The sequence below is a fragment of the Lentzea chajnantorensis genome (genome assembly GCF_054300775.1).
Window position 1 is genome coordinate 3,263,346 of record NZ_JBSDZT010000002.1, and the last position, 21,849, is coordinate 3,285,194.

Genomic DNA, 21,849 nt, shown 5'->3' on the forward strand with positions numbered 1-21,849 from the left:
GCCGGTTCCGCTGAATGACTATGCCCGTGACCGTGACCCACGCGTGACATCCTGCCGCATCAGCCGTTCGACCACCGTGACGGCCGTGGCGAACCGGTCCTCGGTCACCTTCAGCCACTCGACGCCGCGCTGCGCCAGCTCGCGTTCGAACACGCCCGTCATCCACTCCCGCAGGTGCTCGCCGTCGCGCCAGCCGTCCTGTTCGAACGGAACACCGACGTGGTCGGTCAGCAGGTACAGGTGCGGCCGGGTGCCCTGGTGGACCTCCGGCCGGAAACCGAGGTAGCGCTCTCCCCAGACGGTCGCGGCGAACGCGTCGTTGTCCGCGATCACCAGCGGCGCCGTCTCGGCCCGGATGCGGCGTTCCTGCTCGCGTGCCACGTCCTCGAAGTCGCCCAGCGTCCACACCAGATCGTCCACAGTGGCCGCAGGGTCGAACGCCCGTGCGGCGCTGAGCTTGTGCTCGGTGTGCTCGCGGCCGTACTCGGGCACCCAGGGCGCCCCGAAGTGCTCGGCCAGCTGCCTCGACAGGGTGGTCGTGCCGGTGCTCTCCGCGCCCAGGACGACGACGCGGCGGGCCAGGCCGCGCTGGGTGGCGGGGGAGAGGTGGTGCCAGTTGCCGAGCGGGTCCGCGCGCACCGCGGTGCCCGACACGGCGTGCGTGGTGCGGTCGAGGTCCACCAGGACGTGCTCGGCACCGAGCCGGCGCGCCAGCTCCTCGCCGTACTTCTCGCTGGAGAACACGACGTCGACCGGAGCCCCGCCGGGTTCCCCGTCGGCGATGGCGCGTCTGGCCAGCACCGCTTTGGTGAGCTCGACGTGCAGCGACCAGACGTGGTCGTCGTCGAAGTCCATGGGGTGGTCGTCCAGGTCGCCGACAACGCGTACACCGTCGGTATACCGGTGGCGTTCGGTCATCCACTCCACCCGGTGTGCGAGCGGTATGGCCTCTGTGGACGCCGCGAGCACCGTGACCGTGGTGCGCTCGCTGCGGGCCGCAGCCATCTCGACCAAGTGGTGGTGGCCGTTGTGCGGTGGGTAGAACTTGCCCAGCACGAGGGCGTGGCGGAACTCCTTCACGCGGGCACCTCGCTCTTCAGGTCCTTCGACCAGCTCCGCAACCCCAGCACGCACAGCACCATGAACCCCACGTACAACACCGCCGTCAGATACAGCTCCTTGTACGCGTACAGCGGCACGTAGACGACGTCGGCCGCGATCCACAGCCACCAGCTCTCGACCTTCTTGCGCGCCTGCCCCCAGGTGGCGAGCAACGACAGCACGGTCGTGACGGCGTCCCAGAACGGCACCGTGGACTGCGTGAAACTGATGAGAACCCAGTGAAGCAGAGCGGTTCCTGCGACTCCTGTGACTGCGAGCGCGATCCACTGGTTCGCGGTCGTGCGGCTGACTTCCAACGTGCTGTGCCGCTCCCCGCCGCGCACCCACGCCCACCACCCGTAGACCGCCAGCGCCATGAAGACGACCTGCAGCCCGGAGTCCGCGTAGAGCCCGCTTCCCCAGAACAGCACCAAGAACGCGATGTTGTTGGCGATCCCGATGGGCCAGTTCCACGGGTTCTGGCGGGCGACCAGCCACACGCACAGTGCTCCGGTGACGAAGCCTGCGACCTCAATGGGTGACACGTGCTCTCCTTGACCGCTGTTCGAACATGTGTTCGAATCGAGGTGTGCGATGGGACGGGCAGAAACTCGAGGCAGAGCCGCAACAGGCACTACCGGGGCTACCGGGACTGGTGCGCAGCGTACGAACTCCTGAGTTCGCGGACGTGGTGTTCCACGAGGTCCGCGCCAAATCCGTGCTGAACGGGGTACCGGGTTCGTCGTTGCCCTTCTCGTGGACCGTCAACCCGTACCGGGGGTGTTCGCACGCTTGCACCTACTGCATGGCCGGTGACACGCCGATCCTCATGGCGGACGGGCGCACCAGGCCGTTGTCCGAGCTGCGCGAGGGCGACCAGATCTACGGCACCGAGCTCGTCGGCAACTACCGGCGCTACAAGCTCACGACCGTGCTGGCGCACTGGGAGACCGAGAAGGTCGCGTACCGCCTGACGCTGGAGGACGGCACGTCGGTCGTCGCCTCGGGCGACCACCGGTTCCTGACCGACCGCGGCTGGAAGCACGTGACCGGCGAGACCGCCGGCACCGGGCGCCGCCCGCACCTCACCACCGGCAACAAGCTCATGGGCACGGGGGCCTTCGTCGAGCAGCCCACCGTGACCGACGACTACCGCCGCGGCTACCTGCGCGGCATGGTCGAGGACGAGCACGAGTTCCGCATCCCCCTGGCCGACATCGAGGCCATGGACCGCACCCGCGAGTACCTCGACTACTTCGGTGTGCGAGAAGGGAGGGGATTTCTGCACCAGGTGCGCGAACTAGCGCACTGGCAGATAGCGCCGAACCCCGACTGGCTCAAGGGATTCCTCGCGGGTGCGTTCGACTACCTCGGCACCTGCTCGCGCAGCATCTTGCGCATGTCCACCCGCAACGCCACCGTCGTCGAGGCGATCTGCCTGGCGCTCAAGCACTTCCACTTCGACTTCGCGGTCGAGGAGCTGCGCCGCCGCCGCGGCGTGCGGGTCGTGCGCTTGCGCGGCGGCCTGCGCGAGAACCTGCGGTTCTTCCACCTCGTCGACCCGGCGATCACCCGCAAGCGCGACATCGACGGCGTCGCGATCAAGTCGCAGCAACCGCTCGGCGTGGTGTCCGTCGAGGAGGTCGGCGAGATGCCGCTCTACGACATCACCACCGGCACCGGTGACTTCATCGCCAACGGCGTCGTGTCGCACAACTGCTTCGCCCGCAAGACGCACTCCTACCTCGACCTCGACAGCGGCACCGACTTCGACAGCCAGCTGGTCGTGAAGGTCAACGCCCCCGAGGTGCTGTCCCGGCAGCTGCGGTCCCCGAAGTGGAAGCAGGAGCACGTCGCACTGGGCACCAACACCGACCCGTACCAGCGCGCGGAGGGCCGGTACGCCTTGATGCCAGGGATCATCGAGGCGCTGACCGCGTCCCGCACGCCCTTCTCGATCCTGACGAAGGGCACCCTCCTGGCCCGCGACCTCCCCCTGCTGGTCGCGGCATCGGAGGTGGTGCCGGTCGGCATCGGCGTGTCGCTCGCGTTGCTGGACCGCGACCTGCACCGGTCCCTCGAACCCGGCACGCCGACGCCGGCCGCGCGCCTCGACCTCGTGCGCAAGGTGCGGGAGGCCGGGCTGCCGTGCGGTGTGTTCGTGGCCCCGGTGCTGCCGGAGCTGACGGACTCGGTGGAACAGCTGGACTTCCTGCTGGAGCAGATCGCCGACGCCGGCGCCACCGGCGTGACCGTGCTGCCGCTGCACCTGCGTCCGGGCGCTCGCGAGTGGTTCGCGGCCTGGTTGCGGCGCGAACACCCGGACCTGATCGAGACGTACCGGCACCTGTACGGCAACGGGTCCTATGTGGACCGCGGCTACCGCAGGCGGCTGACCGCGCGCGTGACGCCGTTGATCGAGAAGCACGGCCTGGCGCCCCGCGGTCGTGCCGCGGACGCCGTCACCGGGGTGCCCGGTGACGACGACGGCGTGTGGCCCGACGGCAGTCTGCCGGTGGGCGTGCCGGCGCCGCGCGTGGACCAGGACCAGCTCACCCTGCTCTGATCCTGTTTTGACCTCTGTTTGACAGCTTTGTGGACGCACCCTCTTCCCCAGGGTGGTCCTCCACTCGCTCCGGCTTGACCGTTCGGACGCCCCAAGGTTCCCGCAGATGTACTGCGTGGCGGGCGCCGATGTCGCCCGCCACGCCGTTTCCCCGACCATTGCTCCGGCCGGTGGCTAGGCCCACCCGCCCTGGACCATGGTCTGGAACTTCCACTCGTCGCCGACCTTCACCAGCAGGTCGCCGTACCGCACCGAGGCCCCGTTGATCGTGCCGTCGGTGATGACGAACACCAGGTTGTCGTTGATGAAGTGCGGCGTCCTGGTTGACTCCATCTGCACCTCACCGCCCCCGACCTGCGCGCCCATCTCCTGGATGAACCGCTCGCGGTCCCACGTCACCGCGGACCCGTCGGTGACCGTGTTGATGGGGAACAGGGCCATGTCGGCCATCTTCTCGACCTCACCCGCGACGGCGAGCGCGTCCCACCGCGTGAACCAGTCCTGCACCTCTTCGTACGACATACCGTACATTGTACGGACTGTTTCCACGTTCGTCGAACGCCTCGCATTTTCGCTGCTCATGTGTGGTCTCGTCACTCCGACGGGTGAAGCTTGTCTGGATTCACGCCTGCGCCCGTCTTCTTCATGTCCGGATCCGCTCCCCGCCCTCCCTCGCAAGGAGGAAACGCGGGTGGGGGCGGCAGCTGTGGAAGAACGGAGGTGGGGTGAGGACATTTACAAGCAGGCTTGACTGTTTGTTTGTGGCCCGGAACACTCGGACCCGTGGAGACGAGGCAGCGGCAAGCCGACCGCACCCGCGAGACCAAGCGGAAGCTGATGGAGGCCACCGTCGAGTGCCTGGTCGAGCACGGCTGGTCCGGCACCACGACCACGGTGGTCGCCGAACGCGCCGGCGTGTCCCGCGGCGCCCAGCTGCACCACTTCCGCACCCGCGGCGAGCTGGTGGCGGCGGCGGTCGAGCACGTGGGCGCTGAAAGCGTCGAGGCGTTGAAGAGCCGGGCGGCCGTCGCCGAGAAGAGCACGCACGCGGTGGTGGAGCTGATCGCGGACTTCCACGCGAGTGACCTGTTCACCGCGGCCCTCGAACTGTGGGTGGCCGCGCGAACGGACCCCGAGCTGCGCGAGCAGGTGCTCCAGCTGCAGGCGCGGCTGGGCCGCGAGGTCTACGGCCTGGCACTGGAACTGCTCGACGCCGACGACACCAAGCCGGGCGTGAAGGACGCCGTGCAGGCAACCCTGGACCTGGTCCGCGGCCTGGCACTGGCGAACCAGCTCGGCGACGACACCAAACGGCGTGCCCACGTCGTGCGGTACTGGGCGAGGATGCTGGAGGAGCAGCTGTGATCACGGAACTGCTGGCCGACCTCGACGCCGAGTCGCGTGAGCTCGACGAGCTCGTGACGAGGCACGCGGACTGGACCACGCCGACACCGGCCGAGGGCTGGACCGTCGGCCACCAGATCGGCCATCTCATGTGGACGGACAAGGCCGCGGTCCTCGCGATCACGGACCCGGAGGCGTTCCAGGCGCAACCCCTGACCCCGGACATCGTCGACCGCACCGCGGCCGAGGCGGCGGCCCTGCCGGACCTGCTGGACCTGTGGCGCGACAGCCGCCGCGCACTGCGGGAGCACCTCGCCGCAGCCAGCGGCAAGATCGTGTGGTTCGGCCCGCCGATGAGCCCCGCCTCGATGGCGACCGCGCGGATCATGGAGACCTGGGCGCACGGCCAGGACGTGTTCGACGGCCTGGGCGTCACCCGCGAACCGACCGCGCGCATCCGGCACGTCTGCCACATCGGCGTGCGCACCATGGGCTTCGCCTTCCTGCTCAACGGCAAAGCCACCCCCGAGCAGGAGGTGCGCGTCGAGCTCGAAGGGCCGGGCGGCGAGGTGTGGACGTGGGGCCCGCAGGACGCGGAGAACCGGGTCACGGGGCCGGCGCTGGACTTCGCGTTCCTGGTGACGCAGCGGCGCAACCGCGAGCAGCTCAAGATCGAGGCCGTCGGGCCGGTGGCGCAGGAGTGGGTGCCGATCGCGCAGGCGTTCGCCGGGCCGCCCGGAGGCGGGCGGTGAGCGCTGGGACGCGAGCGGAGATGGAGAACGCGGGCAGGTTGGCGGGTTCTGCGAACGCGGACGGGCGCGGGACTGCGGGGCGTGTGGACGTGTGCGGGTCGGTGAGACCGGCGGGCGCGCACGGGCGCAGGTCGCACGATCTCGGCAACGCGAGCGGGCTCGGCAACGCGAGCGGGCTCGGCAACGCGAGCGGGCTCAGCAACGCGAGCGGGTGCGGCAACACAAGGCGGCGCGGCAACGCACAAAGTCAAGCCCCCCAGGCGGCCACCCGGTGATCCGCATCGGCAACGCCTCCGGTTTCTACGGTGACCGCCTGTCCGCGGTCCGCGAACAGCTGGAAGGCGGTCACCTCGACGTCCTGACCGGCGACTACCTCGCCGAGCTGCACCATGCTGATCCTCGGCCGCGACCGCATGAAGAACGCGGAGCTGGGGTACACCAAGACGTTCCTGCGGCAGATGGAGGACTGCCTGGCGCTCGCCCTCGACCGGGGCGTCAAGGTCGTCACCAACGCCGGCGGGCTCAACCCGGAAGGCTTGGCGCGCAAGCTCAAGGACCTCGCACCGGACACCAGGGTCGGGTACGTCACCGGCGACGACCTCAAGGACCGGTTCCCGGAGGCGTTGACCGCCAACGCCTACCTGGGTGCCTGGGAGGTCGCCGACTGCTTGACGCAGGGTGCGCAGGTCGTGGTCACCGGGCGGGTCACGGACGCGAGCCTCGTCGTGGGGCCGGCCGCGGCGCACTTCGGGTGGGGGCGCGGCGACTGGGACCGGCTCGCCGGCGCCACCGTCGCCGGGCACGTGCTGGAGTGCGGCACGCAGGCCACCGGCGGCAACTACTCGTTCTTCACCGAGATCGACGCGACGCACCCCGGCTTTCCCATCGCCGAGGTGCGCGAGGACGGCAGCAGCCTGATCACCAAGCACGACGGCACGGGCGGTGCGGTCACCGTGGACACCGTCACGGCCCAGCTGCTCTACGAGATCGGCGCACCGGAGTACCTCGGGCCGGACGTCACCACGCACTTCGACACCGTCCGGCTCCAGGAAACCCCGCGCGGTGTCGAGATCAGCGGCACCAGGGGCAGCCCACCGCCGGACACGCTCAAGGTGTGCCTCAACACGCTCGGCGGGTTCCGCAACGGCACCACGTTCGTCCTCACCGGACTCGACGTCGAGCAGAAGGCGGAGCTGGTCAGGGAACAGCTGCACCGGCGGATCGGCGAGCAGGACCTCACCTGGACGCTGGCCAGGACCGACCGGCCCGACGCCGCCACCGAGGAGCAGGCCAGCGCGCTCCTGCACGTCGTGGTCAAGACCGCGGACCCGAAGCGGGCCAAGGCGTTCAGCCGGGCGGCGGTCGAGCTCGCGCTGGGCAGCTACCCCGGCTTCCACGTCACGGCGCCGCCGAGTGACGGCACGCCGTTCGGCGTCTACCGGGCCGCGTACGTGCACCGCGGCGAGGTCAGCCCGAAGGCGGTGGTCCTGTGAAGCGGCCACTGGGCACCATCGCCGGCGCCCGCAGCGGAGACAAGGGCGGCGACGCCAACATCGGTGTGTGGGTGCGCACGGAAGCGCAGTACGCGTGGCTGGCGGAGACGCTCACCGCGGACCGGCTCAAGGAGCTGCTGCCCGAGGCCAGTGCGGTCACGCGGTACGAGCTGGCGAACCTCAAGGCGCTCAACTTCGTGCTGCACGGCCTGCTCGGCGAGGGCGTGGCCAGCGGCACCCGGTTCGACCCGCAGGCCAAGGCCCTGGGCGAGTGGTTGCGCAGCAGGGAAGTCGAGATCCCGGAGGAGCTCCTGTGATCACGAAGGACCTGTACGAGCGGAAGGAGCTCGGGGAGCTCGTCCGCGACTTCACGCGCAAGGAGGTCGTGCCGCACCTCGACCGGTGGGAGCGCGACGGCGAGGTCCCGCGCGAGCTGCACCGCAAGGCGGCGGAGCTCGGCCTGCTCGGCATCGGGTTCGAGCACGGCGACCTGCTCGACTCGGTCGTGCTCACCGAGGAGATCATCCAGAACGGCGGCTCGTCGGGGTTGATGGCGGCGTTGTTCACGCTCGGCATCGCGATCCCGCACATCTGGCAGTCGCGCGACGAAGACCTGATCGAACGGTTCGCGCGGCCCGCCATCCGCGGCGAGAAGATCGGCAGCCTCGCCGTCACCGAACCCGGCGCCGGGTCGGACGTCGCCGCGATCACGACCCGCGCGGTCAGGGACGGTGACCACTACGTCGTCAACGGCGCCAAGACGTTCATCACCTCCGGGTGCCGCGCGGACTTCGTCACAACCGCCGTGCGCACCGGCGGCGAGGGCTACCAGGGCATCTCGCTGCTCGTGGTCGAGGACGGGTTCACCCGCCGCAGGCTCGACAAGATGGGCTGGCACTGCAGCGACACCGCCGAGCTGCACTTCGACGACGTGCGGGTACCGGTGGCGAACCTGGTCGGCGAGGAGAACCAGGGGTTCGCGCTGATCATGCAGCAGTTCCAGGTCGAACGCGTCACCATGGCGGTCGAGGCCTACGCCACGGCCCAGCGCGCCCTCGACCTCACCGTCGAATGGGTGCGCAACCGCACGACGTTCGGCAAACCGCTCATCAAGAACCAGGTGGTGCGGCACAAGCTCGCCCACATGGCGCAGGAGGTCGAGCTGGCGCGGACCTACACGCGCGAGGTCGCGGCCAGGGTCGACCGCGGCGAGGACTGCGTCACCGAGGTCTGCTTCGCGAAGAACGCCGCCGTCGACGCGTGCGCCGAGGTCGTCGACGAGGCCGTGCAGCTGCACGGCGGCATGGGCTACATGCGGGAGTCCGAAGTGGAGCGCCACTACCGGGACGCCCGCATCCTCGGCATCGGGGGAGGTGCGAGCGAGGTGATGACCGAGCTCGCGGCACGACGATTGGGGTTCGCCTGATGGGCAACAGGGAGGCGCTGCTCGCGAAGATCGCGCAGCTGGACGCCGAGCACGCCAAAGCGCTCGCCGGAGGTGGGCCGAAGTACGTCGAACGGCACCACCGGCGCGGCAAGCTCCTCGCACGCGAACGCGTCGAGCTGCTCCTCGACGAGGACAGCCCGTTCCTGGAGCTGTCACCGCTCGCGGCCTGGGGCACTGACTTCCCCGTCGGCGCGTCCGTGGTCACCGGCATCGGCCGGGTCGAGGGCGTCGAGTGCGTGGTCGTCGCCAACGACCCGACCGTGCGCGGCGGGTCCAGCAACCCGTACACGCTGCGCAAGAGCCTGCGGGCCAACGACATCGCACTGCAGAACCGGCTGCCGGTGGTCAGCCTCGTCGAGTCCGGCGGTGCCGACCTGCCGACGCAGAGCGAGATCTTCATCCCCGGCGGCCGGGCGTTCCGCGACCTCACCCGGCTGAGCGCGGCCGGAGTTCCCACGATCACCGCGGTCTTCGGCAACGCCACGGCTGGCGGCGCGTACGTGCCGGGCCTGTCCGACTACGTGATCATGGTCAAGGACCGCTCCAAGGTGTTCCTCGGCGGTCCGCCGCTGGTCAAGATGGCCACCGGGGAGGACGCGGACGACGAGTCGCTCGGCGGCGCCACCATGCACGGCACCACGTCCGGGCTCGCCGACTTCGTGGCCGAGGACGAGGTCGACGCGATCCGCCTCACCCGCCGCGTCGTCGCCCGCCTCAACTGGCGCAAGCAGGGACCGGAACCGGCCGCCGTCGTCGAACCCCTGTACGACGCCGACAGCATCCTCGACCTCGTCTCCGAGGACCAGCGCGTCCCGTTCGACCCGCGCGAGGTCATCGCCCGGCTCGTCGACGGCTCGCAGTTCGACGAGTTCAAACCGCTGTACGGCACCAGCCTCGTCACCGGCTGGGCGCGCGTGCACGGCTACCCGGTCGGCATCCTCGCCAACGCCCGCGGCGTGCTCTTCAGCGAGGAGTCGCAGAAGGCCACCCAGTTCATCCAGCTCGCCAACCAGAGCGACACGCCGCTGGTCTTCCTGCAGAACACCACGGGCTACATGGTCGGCGCCCAGTACGAGCAGGGCGGCATCGTCAAGCACGGCTCGATGATGATCAACGCGGTGTCCAACAGCCGGGTCCCGCACCTCACCATCACCATGGGCGCCAGCTACGGCGCGGGCAACTACGGCATGTGCGGCCGCGCCTACGACCCGCGGTTCCTGTTCACCTGGCCCAACGCCAAGTCCGCCGTCATGGGCCCCGCCCAGCTCGCCGGCGTGCTGTCGATCGTGGGACGGCAGGCCGCGATCGCGAAGGGCCAGGAGTACGACGAGGAGCACGACGCCGCCATGCGCACCATGGTGGAGGCGCAGATCGAGGAGCAGTCCCTCGCACCGTTCCTGTCCGGCAAGCTCTACGACGACGGCGTGATCGACCCGCGCGACACCAGGACCGTGCTCGGCATCTGCCTCTCCGCTGTCCACAGCGGACCGATCAGGGGCGCCGACGGCTTCGGCGTCTTCCGGATGTGATGACCCCAGTGATCAAGACGCTCCTCATCGCCAACCGCGGCGAGATCGCCCGCCGCATCATCCGGACCTGCCGCGCCCACGGCATCCGCACCGTCGCGGTGTTCTCCGACCCCGACGCCGGCGCACCGCACGTGCGGGAGGCCGACCTCGCGGTCAACCTGCCCGGCGCGGCACCCGCCGACACCTACCTGCGGGCCGGCCTGCTCGTCGAGGCCGCGCTGAAGGCGGGCGCCGACGCCGTCCACCCCGGCTACGGCTTCCTCAGCGAGAACGCCGGCTTCGCACGCGAGGTCCAGCGGGCCGGCCTCACCTGGGTGGGCCCGGCACCGGACGCCATCGAGGCCATGGGCTCGAAGGTAGCCGCGAAGAAGCGCATGGCGGCCGCGGGCGTGCCCACGCTGCCCGAGCTCGACCCGGACACCGTCACCGAGTTCCCGGTGCTCATCAAGGCCTCGGCCGGTGGCGGCGGGCGCGGCATGCGGGTCGTGCGCGGGAAAGCGGAGTTCGCGGACGCGCTCGCCAGTGCGCGCCGCGAGGCCGAGTCGGCGTTCGGCGACCCCACCGTGTTCTGCGAGCCGCTGCTCGAACACGCGCGCCACGTCGAGGTGCAGGTCCTCGCCGACACCCACGGCACCGTGTGGGCGCTCGGCGAACGCGAGTGCTCCATCCAGCGCCGCCACCAGAAGATCGTCGAGGAGTCCCCGAGCCCCGCGGTCGGCGACGACGTCCGCGAACGCCTGTTCGCCGCCGCCGTGGCCGCCGCCGAGTCGATCGGCTACGTCGGCGCGGGCACCGTCGAGTTCATGCTGAAGGGCACCGACTTCCACTTCCTGGAGGTCAACACCCGGTTGCAGGTCGAGCACCCCGTCACCGAGCTGGTGCACGGCGTCGACCTGGTCGAGTGGCAGCTGCGCATCGCCGAGGGCGCCCGGCTGCCCGAGCAGGCACCACCGCCGCGGGGGCACGCCATCGAGGTCCGCCTCTACGCCGAGGACCCCGCGCACGACTGGCGCCCCGCCAGCGGCACGCTGCACCGCTTCACCGTGCCCGGCGACGTCCGGCTCGACAGCGGCGTCGAGGACGGGTCGGTCGTCTCCGTGCACTACGACCCCATGCTGGCCAAGGTGATCGCGCACGCACCGACCCGCGCGGCCGCCGCCCGCAAGCTCGCGGCGGCGCTGGAGAACGCGCAGGTCCACGGCCTGGTCACGAACCGCGCGCTGCTCGTGAACGTCCTGCGGCACGACGCGTTCCTCGACGGCGACACGCACACCGGGTTCCTCACCGAGCACGACCTCACCAGAACCGTCGACCCGCACCCGTTCGCGCTCGCGGCGGCACTGGCGGGCGCGGCCACCCGCCGGATCGGCGCGCTGCCGCTGGGCTGGCGCAACGTTCGCTCGCAGCAGCCGAAGGCGAGGTTCCTCTTCGGCGACGAGCAGATCGAGGTCGAGTACGACCCGGCGCAGGCCACCGCGGACACCGTCACCCTCGACCTCGACGGCGTGCGCGTCCCGTTCCACGTCGCCCGGTACGGCGACACCGTCGAGGTCGACTCGCCGCGCGGGTCGGTGTCGCTGCGGGTCGTGCCGCGCTTCCTCGAACCCGAGACCGGGGTGGCCCCCGGTGCGACGGTCGCGCCGATGCCCGGCACGGTCGTCCGGGTGTCGGTGCGCCAGGGCGACCACGTGACCGCGGGGCAGGAGCTCCTGGTGCTGGAAGCCATGAAGATGGAACACCGGGTGCTCGCCGGCACCGCGGGCACCGTCACCGAACTCCTCGTCGAACGGGCGCAGCAGGTCAACGCCGGAGACGTCCTGGCCGTAGTGGAGGAACAGTGAGCTTCGTCGAGTCGCAGGAGCGGACCGCGCTGCGCAGGGCGGTCGCCGAGCTGGGTGGCAAGTACGGCACCGAGTACTTCGTCGCCAAGGCCCGCGCGGGGGAGAAGACCACCGAGCTGTGGCAGGAGGCAGGCAAGCTCGGCTACCTCGGCGTGGCCGTGCCCGAGGAGTACGGCGGCGGTGGCGGTGGCATCGGCGACCTCGCCGCGGTGTGCGAGGAGCTGGCCGCCGCCGGGTGCCCGTTGCTGCTCATGGTGGTCTCGCCGGCGATCTGCGCCACGGTGATCGCCCGGTTCGGCACCGATGAGCAGAAGGCCAAGTGGCTGCCCGGTTTCGCCGACGGCACGCTCAAGATGGCGTTCGCCATCACCGAACCCGACGCCGGGTCGAACGCGCACAAGCTGAAGACGAACGTCCGCCGCGACGGCGACGAGTGGGTCCTCAACGGCAGCAAGACCTACATCTCCGGCATCGACGAGGTCGACGCCGTCCTCGTGGTCTCCATCCAGGCCACCGGACCGGTGCTCGTGGTGGTGCCGGTGACCGCGGAGGGCTTCACCCACCACGAGATCGAGATGGACCTGCTGTCACCGGAGAAGCAGTTCACCCTCTTCTTCGACGACGTCCGGCTGCCCGCGGACGCCGTCGTCGGCGCACCGGACCAGGGCCTGCTCCAGGTCTTCGCCGGACTCAACCCCGAACGGATCATGGGCGCGAGCATGGCCACCGGCTCGGCCCGGCTCGCCATGCGCAAAGCCGTCACCTACGCCCGCCAGCGCCAGGTGTGGGAGACGCCGATCGGCGCGCACCAGGGCCTCTCCCACCCGCTCGCGAAGATCCACATCGAGATCGAGCTGGCCCGGCTCATGACCCAGAAGGCCGCCGCGCTCTACGACAGCGGCCACGACCGGGAGGCCGGTGAGGCCGCGAACATGGCCAAGTACGCGGCGGGCGAGGCCGTGGCGGCAGCGGTGGACCAGGCGATCCAGACCCACGGCGGCAACGGCCTGACCGCCGAGTTCGGCCTCGCGTCGATGCTCGGCATGTCACGGCTCTCGCGGATCGCGCCGGTGTCGCGGGAGATGATCCTCAACTTCGTCGCGCAGAACTCGCTCAAGCTCCCGCGCTCCTACTGACAGACTGCGCCGTCATGGGGACCTTCACGACTTCAGACGGCATCACGCTCGCGTACCACCCGGCAGGCGGCACCGACCCGCTGGTCTGCCTGCCGGGTGGGCCGATGCAGCACTCCTCCTACCTCGGCGACCTCGGCGGGCTGCCGAACACGCTCGTCCTCGACCTGCGCGGCACCGGCGACTCGCAGGCCGCGCCCCCGCAGACCTACCGCGCCGACCGCCAGGTCGACGACGTGGAGGCGCTGCGCCGCCACCTCGGCCTCGACCGGCTCCGCCTGCTCGGCCACTCCGCGGGCGGCACCCTCGCGGTCCTCTACGCGCAGCGCTACCCGAGGCACGTCAAGCAGCTCGTCCTCGTCGCACCCAGCCCGCGGGTCGTCGGGCTCGACGTCACCGACGCCGACCGCCGCGAGGTCGCCGAGCAGCGCAGCGCGGAACCCTGGTTCGCCGAGGCGTTCGCCGCGTTCGAGGACATCTGGGCCGGCCGGCCGACGGCCGAGAACTTCGCGAAGATCGCGCCGTTCCACTACGGCCGCTGGGACGACGAGGCACGTGCGCTCGACGCCCACCCGAGCAACGACGAGGGTGCCGCGCAGTTCTACGCCGAGGGCGCCCTCGACCCCGAGCAGACCCGCAAGGCGCTCGCAACCCTCGACGTGCCAACGCTCCTCATCGCCGGCGAGTACGACGTCGCACTGCCACCGAAGTGCGCGCGCGCGTACGCGGACCTGTTCCCCAACGCCGAGCTGGTCGTGCAGCCCGGCGCCGGTCACTTCCCGTTCGCCGACGACCCCGCGGCGTTCTCCTCGGCCGTCACCGGCGCGGTCCAGCGCATCCCGTAGAGACCGGGCCCGAAGTCGAGCGCGGCGGCGTGCGCGTAGCCCCAGGCGTCCACCGGGGCCGGGCGCACGCCGCCGGACAGTTCCACGCCCGCCGGACCCGACGCGAACTGTTCGCACACGGCAGGTGTCGCGCCGACCGGGAATTTGATCTCCAGCACGTAGTCGTGCACCCGTTCGGCGAACCGCCGGAAATGCGTGTGCTCGGCCGTCGGACGTGGATAGACCAATTCGTACTCGATCGCGATGGACTCGTCGGCGCACAGCGGTTCGGGGAACAACAGCTCCGCGACGAGCACACCGCTCGTGCGTTCCCGCGCGGTCCGCCCGACCCGGCACGACCGGATCGCCGTCAGCGCCGGCTGCGCCGAACCCGTCTCCTGGCACAGCACCCACCGGTCCACGCCGGCCTTCGTCGCCTGCATGACCTGCCGGGACCGCACCCCGCGCACCCCGCCGCACGGCGCGACGTCGACCCGGTCCTGCTGCGCGGTCAGCACCAGCCCCGACCCGTCCCACGCCGCCCGCGGCGACACCTCCCGCCTGCGCGAACGACCCCGCGGCCGGGGCGGGCCCAGCAGCCGTGAGAGCGCTGTCCTGGGCAGCCCCAGCACGTCCTCCAGGTGCGCCAGCGCCCTCAGCGACTCCGGTCGCTCCGGCCGGCGGCGCCCCGACTGCCAGTAGCTCAGCGCCGTCACGCTGATCGGCGCGCCGCGCACCCGCAACCGGTGCTGCAAGCGTTCGAGGCTGAGTCCCCGCACCTGGATCGCGACCCTCAGCGCGTCCGCGAACGGACCCGTCACCAACAGGTCGGCGAGCTCCTCGCGCGGTGGGTAGATCGTGAGCATCACCCCTCCGTTCCCGGAGTCAAGCACGAGAGGTTATCGGCAGCAAAGGGCGCGCGGTACAGCCGATCGGCGGTTTTGCGGCCGATGGAAACTCGGCAAGTTCAGATCTCGGGCCTATTTCGCCGCCAATGGTCCCGGGCGGGTTCCGCACACCCCTGCGACGGACACGACGACCAGCTGAGTGCCGGTCCGGCACGTGCTGCCCCGGCCCGTTCCCGAGCCGTTCCCCGTTCCCCGTTCTCCGCCCAGAAGAGAATCCCTGCTCCGAAAGGAAAACCGACTGTGAGAGCCCTGCTGGCAGTCGCCGCACTCACCGCCTCGGTCGTGGTCGTCCCGGCGGCCGCGGCCACCTCCTCCTACATCGTGGTGCTGAAGGACGGCGCCGTGTCCTCGTTCGCGGGCGAGGTGCAGCACCGGTACACCAGCGTCTTCACCGGGTACAGCGCCCGGCTGACCGCGCGCCAGCTGCGCGCGGTGCAGGCCGACCCGAACGTGTCCCACGTGGAGCGCGACGGACTGGTGCACGCCAACAGCGTCCAGCTCAACCCGCCGTGGGGCCTGGACCGCATCGACCAGCGGGCCCTGCCGCTCGACCAGCGCTACGAGTACACCAGCACCGGTGCGGGCGTGAACATCTACGTGATCGACACCGGCCTGCGGGTGACGCACACCGACTTCGGCGGACGGGCGCGCAACGGCTGGGACACCGTGGACAACGACGCGGTCGCCCAGGACGACAACGGTCACGGCACGCACGTCGCCGGCATCGCCGCGGGCACGAAGCACGGCGTGGCCAAGCGCGCCACCGTGTGGGGCGTGCGGGTGCTCAACGGGTCGGGCTCCGGCACGATCTCCGGTGTGATCGCGGGCGTGGACTGGGTGACCCGCAACGCCGTGAAGCCGGCGGTGGCGAACATGTCGTTGGGCGGGAGCGCTTCCACGGCGCTCGACGACGCGGTGCGGCGTGCGATCGCGTCCGGTGTCTCGTTCACGGTCGCGGCCGGCGGCAGCAACACCGACCCGGCCAACTCCTCGCCGCAGCGCGTGTCCCAGGCGATCTGCGTGGGCGCGCTGACGCAGAACGACACCAGGTCCTCCTCGTCGAACTACGGTCCGCTCGTCGACATCTGGGCGGCGGGTGTGAGCGTCCCGTCGGCGTGGAACTCCAGTGACACGGCGACGAACACCCTCTCCGGCTCGTCGATGGCGGCACCGCACGCGGCCGGTGTGGCGGCGCGGTACCTGGAGCTCAACCGCGCGGCGACGCCCGCGCAGGTGGAGAGCGCGCTGGTTACCACGGGCACCCCGGGAACGCCACCCGTCACTCGTATCCTTTACTGGCCGCCGACGCTGTGAAGCGTGAATTGTTGGGCGGCACAAGGCCGTCTTAATCCATAGGACACCCTTGGCAGGGACCGGATCTCTCCCTAGCGTCGAAAGCGCTTCGTTCCCCTGCAAAGAACGGAATGCACATCATGACGCGAAAGATCCGGTTCCTGGCCGGTGCCGGCGCGGCGACGCTCGCCATGTCGGTCCTCATGGTTCCCAACGCCTCCGCCGCCGAGGGCGAGGTCCTCTCCCTCAACGCCCCCGAGAAGATCGCGGGCAGCTTCATCGTGAAGTTCAAGGAGGGCAAGGGCAACTCGCACGCGCTGGCGTCGCGGTTCGGTGCCAAGGTCGAGCGCGACTACACGAGCTTCGGCGGCTTCAACGTGAAGCTGACCGAGAAGCAGGCCAAGCGCCTGGCCGCCGACCCGACGGTCGAGTTCGTCGAGGCCGACCAGGTCATCCACACGCAGGCGACGCAGACGAACCCGCCGTCGTGGGGCTTGGACCGCATCGACCAGCGCAACCTGCCGCTGGACTCGTCCTACAGCTACACCTCGACCGGATCGGGCGTCACCGCGTACGTCATCGACACCGGCGTGCGCATCAGCCACTCCACCTTCGGCGGCCGCGCCTCGAACGGCCGTGACTTCGTCGAGAACGACAACGTCGCGCAAGACGGCAACGGCCACGGCACGCACGTCGCCGGCACCATCGCGGGCTCGCAGTACGGCGTCGCGAAGAACGCGAGGATCGTCGCCGTCCGCGTGCTCGACAACAACGGCTCCGGCACCCTCGCCGGTGTCGCCGCGGGCATCGACTGGGTCGGCGCCAACGCCGTCAAGCCCGCCGTGGCGAACATGTCGCTCGGTGGCGGTGCCAACGCCACCCTCGACGCCGCCACGCGCAACGCCATCGCCAAGGGCGTGACCTTCGCGGTCGCGGCCGGCAACTCCAACGCCAACGCGTCCGGCTTCTCCCCGGCCCGCGTGAGCGAGGCGATCACCGTCGGCGCCACCGAGCGCAACGACGCCCGCGCGTCGTACTCGAACTACGGTTCGCTGCTCGACATCTTCGCGCCGGGCTCGGCCATCACCTCGGCCTGGAACACCTCCGACAGCGCCACCAACACCATCTCGGGCACCTCGATGGCCACCCCGCACGTCGCGGGCGCCGCTGCCAGGTACCTGTCCACCAACCCGTCGGCCACGCCCGCCCAGGTCGCCTCGTACCTGGTCGCGCAGTCGACGCCGTCCAAGGTGACCAACCCGGGTTCGGGCTCGCCGAACCGCCTGCTGTACCTCGCGCCGAGCGCGTGAACCGGGTCCGGCCGGTGAGCCGGGCCGCGTGAACTGAGCTGTGAGGGAAGGGCCGCGACACAGGTCGCGGCCCTTTTCGGCTGCACAGGAGGGTTTTTCCCGGCCGCGGCCGAGTCACCCGCTCACCCCCTGCTGCTGATGCCCGTGGAGCGACGGCGTCAGCGCGTGCAGCAGGGCGGGCGCGGCCGGAACGCGGCCGGCGAAGATCAGCGCCGTGGGTGGACGGGCGCAGGCGCACGACCTGCGTGAAAATCTGTCGGTGCGGCCAGCTAGCCTTGACGGAAAAGCTGACTTCGTCTACAAGGAGCCACCACCGTGTTGCGCACGCACGAGGCCGGATCACTCCGGGCCGAGCACGCCGGGCAGTCCGTCACCCTCACCGGGTGGGTCGCTCGCCGGCGGGACCACGGCGGTGTCATCTTCATCGACCTCCGCGACGCCAGCGGGGTCGCCCAGGTCGTGTTCCGCGAGGGCGAGATGGCCGAGCGCGCGCACCGGCTGCGCAGCGAGTACGTCATCAAGGTCACCGGCGACGTGAGCAAGCGGCCCGACGGCAGCGAGAACCCCGAGCTGCCCACCGGTGCCATCGAGGTCTACGTGAGCGACCTCGAGGTCCTCAACGAGGCCGCGCCGCTGCCGTTCCAGGTCGAGAGCGACGTGGAGCCGGGCGAGGAGGCCCGCCTCAAGCACCGCTACCTCGACCTGCGCCGGTCCACCCCGGCCAAGTCCATCCGGCTGCGCAGCGAGGTCAGCCGCATCGCCCGCGAGGTGCTGCACGGCGAGAAGTTCGTCGAGGTCGAGACGCCGACCCTGACCCGCAGCACGCCCGAGGGCGCGCGCGACTTCCTGGTGCCCGCGCGGCTGCGGCCGGGCAGCTGGTACGCGCTGCCGCAGTCGCCGCAGCTGTTCAAGCAGCTGCTCATGGTCGGCGGCCTGGAGCGCTACTACCAGATCGCCCGCTGCTACCGGGACGAGGACTTCCGCGCCGACCGGCAGCCGGAGTTCACCCAGCTCGACATCGAGATGAGCTTCGTCGAGCAGGACGACGTCATCACGCTCACCGAGAAGCTGCTGGCCGCGATCTGGAAGGAGACCAAGGACGTCGAGCTGCCGCTGCCGTTCCGCCGGATCTCCTACGCCGAGGCCATGGCGAAGTACGGCTCGGACAAGCCCGACCTGCGCTTCGAGCTGGAGCTGACCGAGCTCACCGAGTACTTCAAGGACACGACGTTCCGAGTGTTCCAGGCGCCGTACGTGGGTGCCGTGGTCATGCCCGGCGGTGCCTCGCAGCCGCGCCGCACGCTCGACGGCTGGCAGGAGTTCGCCAAGCAGCGCGGCCACAAGGGGCTCGCGTACGTGCTGGTCGGCGAGGACGGCACGCTGGGAGGGCCGGTCGCGAAGAACCTGACCGACACCGAGCGCGACGGCCTGGCCAAGGCCGTGGGCGCCAACCCCGGCGACTGCATCTTCTTCGCCGCCGGTGAGGCCCGCGACGCCCGCGCCCTGCTCGGTGCCGCGCGTGTCGAGATCGCCACCCGCGTCGGCCTGATCGACGAGAACGCCTGGGCGTTCGCCTGGGTCGTCGACTTCCCGATGTTCGAGGCCGTCGACAAGCTGGAGGCCGGCGACGTCGCGGTCGGCGGCGGCAAGTGGACCGCCCTGCACCACGCGTTCACCTCGCCGACCCCGGAGTGGATCGACAACTTCGAGACCGACCCGGGCAACGCGCTGGCCTACGCCTACGACGTGATCCTCAACGGCAACGAGCTCGGTGGCGGCTCGATCCGTATCCACCGCGCCGACGTGCAGCAGCGCGCGTTCAACGTGATGGGCATCGGTGCCGAGGAGGCGCAGGAGAAGTTCGGCTTCCTGCTCGACGCGTTCAAGTACGGCGCCCCGCCCCACGGCGGCATCGCGCTCGGCTGGGACCGCCTCTGCATGCTGCTCGCGGGCGTCGACTCGATCCGCGAGGTCATCGCGTTCCCGAAGTCCGGCGGCGGTTTCGACCCGCTGACCGCGGCTCCGGCGCCGATCACCGCGCAGCAGCGCAAGGAAGCCGGCGTGGACGCGAAGCCCGACCAGAAGAGCTGAGCGGGATCGATTCCGCAGGAAGATCGTCCGGGAGGGCAACCTCCCGGACGATCACGCGCGTTTCCCACAACATGGGACCGGATCGCCTGAACGAGCGGCTACTTGATCGGTATTGACGCGACCGGCTCGAACGATCGGGTTGATCTGCCCGTACCGGGCAACGGAAGGTGTTTGCACACGTCCAGGGCTCGGAGGGGTGTTGTGGGAACGTGGGGACCGCGGTGAACCGGTGGTGGTGACCGCAACGGGGCCTGATCGGCGTCAGCCGGGCGCACGGGCATGGGGAGTAGGGTCGGAGGGGATGAGCGTGGAGATCACCGCGGGCCCTCCCGACACGACTTCACCGGAGATCGTCGAAGCCGTCGAGGCCGCCGAGCGGGTACTGACCAGGCGCCTGGGCGCACAGGTGCGCCTTGCGGACCCCGAGGCACTCGGGGGGACCGGCCGTTCCGTCGTCATCCGGGTCAGAGTGGCCTCCTCGCCGTTCTCGATGCCGCGCACGCTGGTGGTGAAGCGCTACCCGCCCGCCGCCGGTGACCGCGACCCGTGGGCGCACGAGGCCGTCAGCCACCAGCTGCTCACCGCGCTGCCCGCGGAGGAGCGCGCCACACCGGAGCTGTTCGCCCACGACGGCACGTCCCGGCTGGTCGTCCTGGAGGACCTGGGTCGAGCGCCGCGGCTGTCCGAGAAGCTGCACGGCAAGGACGCGCGGGTCGCCGAACGCGGCCTGTTGTCCTGGGCGCACGCCATGGGGCGGCTGCACGCCACGACGGCGGGCAGGGACGCGGACTTCGACGCGTTGATGCGCCGGGCCGGTGCGCAGTGCTGCCAGGACCCGATCGCGGTCGACGTGCACGCGGCGATCGCCGGGTTACCGGGGCTGCTGGAGACCGAGCTGGCCGTGGAAACCTCCGCGCACGCCGTCGAGTTCGCGGTCGCGGCGGCGAAGGCGTTCAGCACGTCGCGGCGCAGGGCGTTCAGCCCGTCCACGTCGTGCCCGGACAACCACCTGGTCACCTCGCGCGGCGTGCGGTTCGTCGACTTCGAGGGCGGCTGCGTCCGCGACATCGTCTTCGACGCGGCCAGCCTGCGGGTGCCGTTCCCGTCCTGCTGGTGCGGGTGGGGGCTGCCGCCGGGCATGTCCGAGGCCATGGTCGCCGCCTGGCGGGCCGAGGTGGGCTCGGTGTGGCCGGAGATGGATGACGACGCGGTGCTCTTACCCCGGCTGCTGCAGGCCCAGCTGCTGTGGGTGTGGCTCGCGACGTGGCGTGCGCTGTCCAAGCCCATGCCGAGCGTCGTGAACGCCCCGCCGCGCAGCGTCGTGCTGGCGGGCCGGTGGGTGCGGCTGCGGGCCGACGCGCTGGTCCTCGGCGAGCAGACCGTCGCCTCGCACGCCGACGCCGTCATCGGGGCGCTGGCCGAGCGCTACGGGTCCGAGGTGCTCGAACTCCCGCTTTACCCGGCATTTCGCTGAACGGTTCCCGCACGGTCATCCCGGGCTCACCGGGCCGGTCGATCCTGGGGCACGTGCTGGTGCTTCTCGGTGACTCGACAGCGGTCGGGATCGGCGACCTCGTACCCGGCGGCTGGCGCGGCTTCGGCCCCCTGCTGTCGGCGGCCTACGAGCACAACGGCTACCGCAACCTCGCCGTCTCCGGTGCGCGGATCGCGGACGTGCGGCACCTGCAGCTGCCGCAGGCGCTGCGGCTCGCGCCGAAGGCCGCCGTCGTCATCGCCGGCGTCAACGACACGCTGCGCTCGGACTTCTCCGCCCGGCAGGCGCACTCCGACCTCGACCACGTCTGCCGCGAGCTGACCGCCGCCGGCTGTTCCGTGGTGACCGTGCGGTTCCACGACCAGGGCCGCGTGTTCACGCTGCCCGGCCGGCTGCGGCGGGTGCTGCGCGGCCGCATCGACGAGCTCAACCGGGTCGTCGACGTCGTCGTCGCCCGGCACGGCGTCCGCTGCGTCGACCTGCACGCGCTGCCCGGCGCGTACGAGCCGGGCACCTGGGCGGTCGACCGGCTGCACCCCTCCGAGCTGGGGCACCGCATGCTCGCGAAGGCCTTCGCGCACGAGCTGCGCGCGTGCGGTCACGCGTTCGGTGAGATCAGCCTCGACTGCTCCGGCGGGCGCGAGCTGACCGTCTGGCACCACGTGGCGTGGCTGCTGCTCAAGGGCGTCCCGTGGGTGTTCCGGCGCGGCGCCGACCTGCTG

At 70.7% G+C, this 21,849-nt stretch carries 16 protein-coding genes and 2 pseudogenes; 14 read left to right on the top strand and 4 right to left on the bottom strand.

What is annotated here, in order from left to right; genetic code table 11:
* Positions 1-18: 18 nt before the first annotated feature.
* Positions 19-1,080 (bottom strand): AAA family ATPase, encoded by a 1,062-nt coding sequence (locus ACVDFE_RS16815; protein ID WP_458430985.1) that lies wholly within the window; start codon positions 1,078-1,080, stop codon positions 19-21.
* On the bottom strand, positions 1,077-1,646 hold the full coding sequence (gene pnuC, locus ACVDFE_RS16820) for a nicotinamide riboside transporter PnuC (RefSeq protein WP_458430986.1): 570 nt from the start codon (positions 1,644-1,646) through the stop codon (positions 1,077-1,079). Before pnuC ends, ACVDFE_RS16815 begins: the two co-directional genes overlap by 4 nt.
* Positions 1,647-1,672: 26 nt before the next feature.
* On the opposite strand from pnuC, the gene ACVDFE_RS16825 reads away from it, so the two are divergent.
* On the top strand, positions 1,673-3,667 hold the full coding sequence (locus ACVDFE_RS16825) for an intein-containing Rv2578c family radical SAM protein (protein ID WP_458430987.1): 1,995 nt from the start codon (positions 1,673-1,675) through the stop codon (positions 3,665-3,667).
* A 174-nt stretch (positions 3,668-3,841) separates the two neighbouring features.
* Here ACVDFE_RS16825 and ACVDFE_RS16830 read toward each other — a convergent pair whose 3' ends face one another.
* A complete protein-coding gene (locus ACVDFE_RS16830; protein ID WP_458430988.1) occupies positions 3,842-4,189 on the bottom strand; it encodes a nuclear transport factor 2 family protein in 348 nt (115 codons plus the stop codon).
* Positions 4,190-4,504: 315 nt separating this feature from the next.
* On the opposite strand from ACVDFE_RS16830, the gene ACVDFE_RS16835 reads away from it, so the two are divergent.
* The 8 genes and pseudogenes from ACVDFE_RS16835 to ACVDFE_RS16870 all read left to right on the top strand — a co-directional run bounded on the left by ACVDFE_RS16835 (position 4,505) and on the right by ACVDFE_RS16870 (position 14,051).
* Positions 4,505-5,032 carry a TetR/AcrR family transcriptional regulator gene (locus tag ACVDFE_RS16835; RefSeq protein ID WP_458434350.1) on the top strand — a complete coding sequence of 176 codons (528 nt, stop codon included), beginning with the start codon at positions 4,505-4,507 and terminating at the stop codon, positions 5,030-5,032.
* Entirely contained in the window at positions 5,029-5,763 is a 735-nt protein-coding gene (locus tag ACVDFE_RS16840; RefSeq protein WP_458430989.1) for a TIGR03084 family metal-binding protein, read from the top strand. Before ACVDFE_RS16835 ends, ACVDFE_RS16840 begins: the two co-directional genes overlap by 4 nt.
* 271 nt (positions 5,764-6,034) lie before the next feature.
* Positions 6,035-7,573: pseudogene (locus ACVDFE_RS16845) on the top strand (acyclic terpene utilization AtuA family protein).
* Complete coding sequence (locus tag ACVDFE_RS16850) at positions 7,570-8,682, top strand: acyl-CoA dehydrogenase family protein (RefSeq protein WP_458430990.1); 1,113 nt, start codon at positions 7,570-7,572, stop codon at positions 8,680-8,682. Before ACVDFE_RS16845 ends, ACVDFE_RS16850 begins: the two are co-directional and overlap by 4 nt.
* Entirely contained in the window at positions 8,682-10,232 is a 1,551-nt protein-coding gene (locus ACVDFE_RS16855; protein ID WP_458430991.1) for an acyl-CoA carboxylase subunit beta, read from the top strand. The genes ACVDFE_RS16850 and ACVDFE_RS16855 overlap by 1 nt, the downstream gene beginning before the upstream one ends.
* Positions 10,233-10,240: 8 nt before the next feature.
* Positions 10,241-12,073, top strand: a complete 1,833-nt coding sequence (locus ACVDFE_RS16860) for an ATP-binding protein (RefSeq protein WP_458430992.1) — start codon at positions 10,241-10,243, stop codon at positions 12,071-12,073.
* On the top strand, positions 12,070-13,209 hold the full coding sequence (locus ACVDFE_RS16865) for an acyl-CoA dehydrogenase family protein (RefSeq protein WP_360392271.1): 1,140 nt from the start codon (positions 12,070-12,072) through the stop codon (positions 13,207-13,209). The genes ACVDFE_RS16860 and ACVDFE_RS16865 overlap by 4 nt, the downstream gene beginning before the upstream one ends.
* A gap of 14 nt (positions 13,210-13,223) precedes the next feature.
* Positions 13,224-14,051 carry an alpha/beta fold hydrolase gene (locus tag ACVDFE_RS16870; RefSeq protein ID WP_360392268.1) on the top strand — a complete coding sequence of 276 codons (828 nt, stop codon included), beginning with the start codon at positions 13,224-13,226 and terminating at the stop codon, positions 14,049-14,051.
* Here ACVDFE_RS16870 and ACVDFE_RS16875 read toward each other — a convergent pair.
* Positions 13,979-14,896 (bottom strand): hypothetical protein, encoded by a 918-nt coding sequence (locus ACVDFE_RS16875; RefSeq protein WP_360392265.1) that lies wholly within the window; start codon positions 14,894-14,896, stop codon positions 13,979-13,981. The two genes, ACVDFE_RS16870 and ACVDFE_RS16875, sit on opposite strands and share 73 nt — an antisense overlap.
* A 282-nt stretch (positions 14,897-15,178) precedes the next feature.
* Between ACVDFE_RS16875 and ACVDFE_RS16880 the strand changes: the two genes are divergently transcribed.
* From ACVDFE_RS16880 to ACVDFE_RS16900, 5 genes and pseudogenes are all read left to right on the top strand, one after another.
* Entirely contained in the window at positions 15,179-16,252 is a 1,074-nt protein-coding gene (locus tag ACVDFE_RS16880; RefSeq protein ID WP_458430993.1) for a S8 family peptidase, read from the top strand.
* A 119-nt stretch (positions 16,253-16,371) separates the two neighbouring features.
* On the top strand, positions 16,372-17,541 hold the full coding sequence (locus tag ACVDFE_RS16885) for a S8 family peptidase (protein WP_458430994.1): 1,170 nt from the start codon (positions 16,372-16,374) through the stop codon (positions 17,539-17,541).
* 315 nt (positions 17,542-17,856) lie between these two features.
* The gene (gene aspS, locus ACVDFE_RS16890) at positions 17,857-19,632 is read left to right on the top strand and encodes an aspartate--tRNA ligase (protein ID WP_458430995.1); all 1,776 of its coding nucleotides are present in this window, start codon (positions 17,857-17,859) and stop codon (positions 19,630-19,632) included.
* Positions 19,633-19,933: 301 nt separating this feature from the next.
* Positions 19,934-21,106: a hypothetical protein gene (locus ACVDFE_RS16895; RefSeq protein WP_458430996.1), complete on the top strand. Its 1,173-nt coding sequence runs from the start codon at positions 19,934-19,936 to the stop codon at positions 21,104-21,106.
* A 59-nt stretch (positions 21,107-21,165) separates the two neighbouring features.
* A pseudogene (locus ACVDFE_RS16900) lies at positions 21,166-21,690 on the top strand (SGNH/GDSL hydrolase family protein); the annotation flags it as partial.
* Between the last annotated feature and the right edge of the window lie 159 nt (positions 21,691-21,849).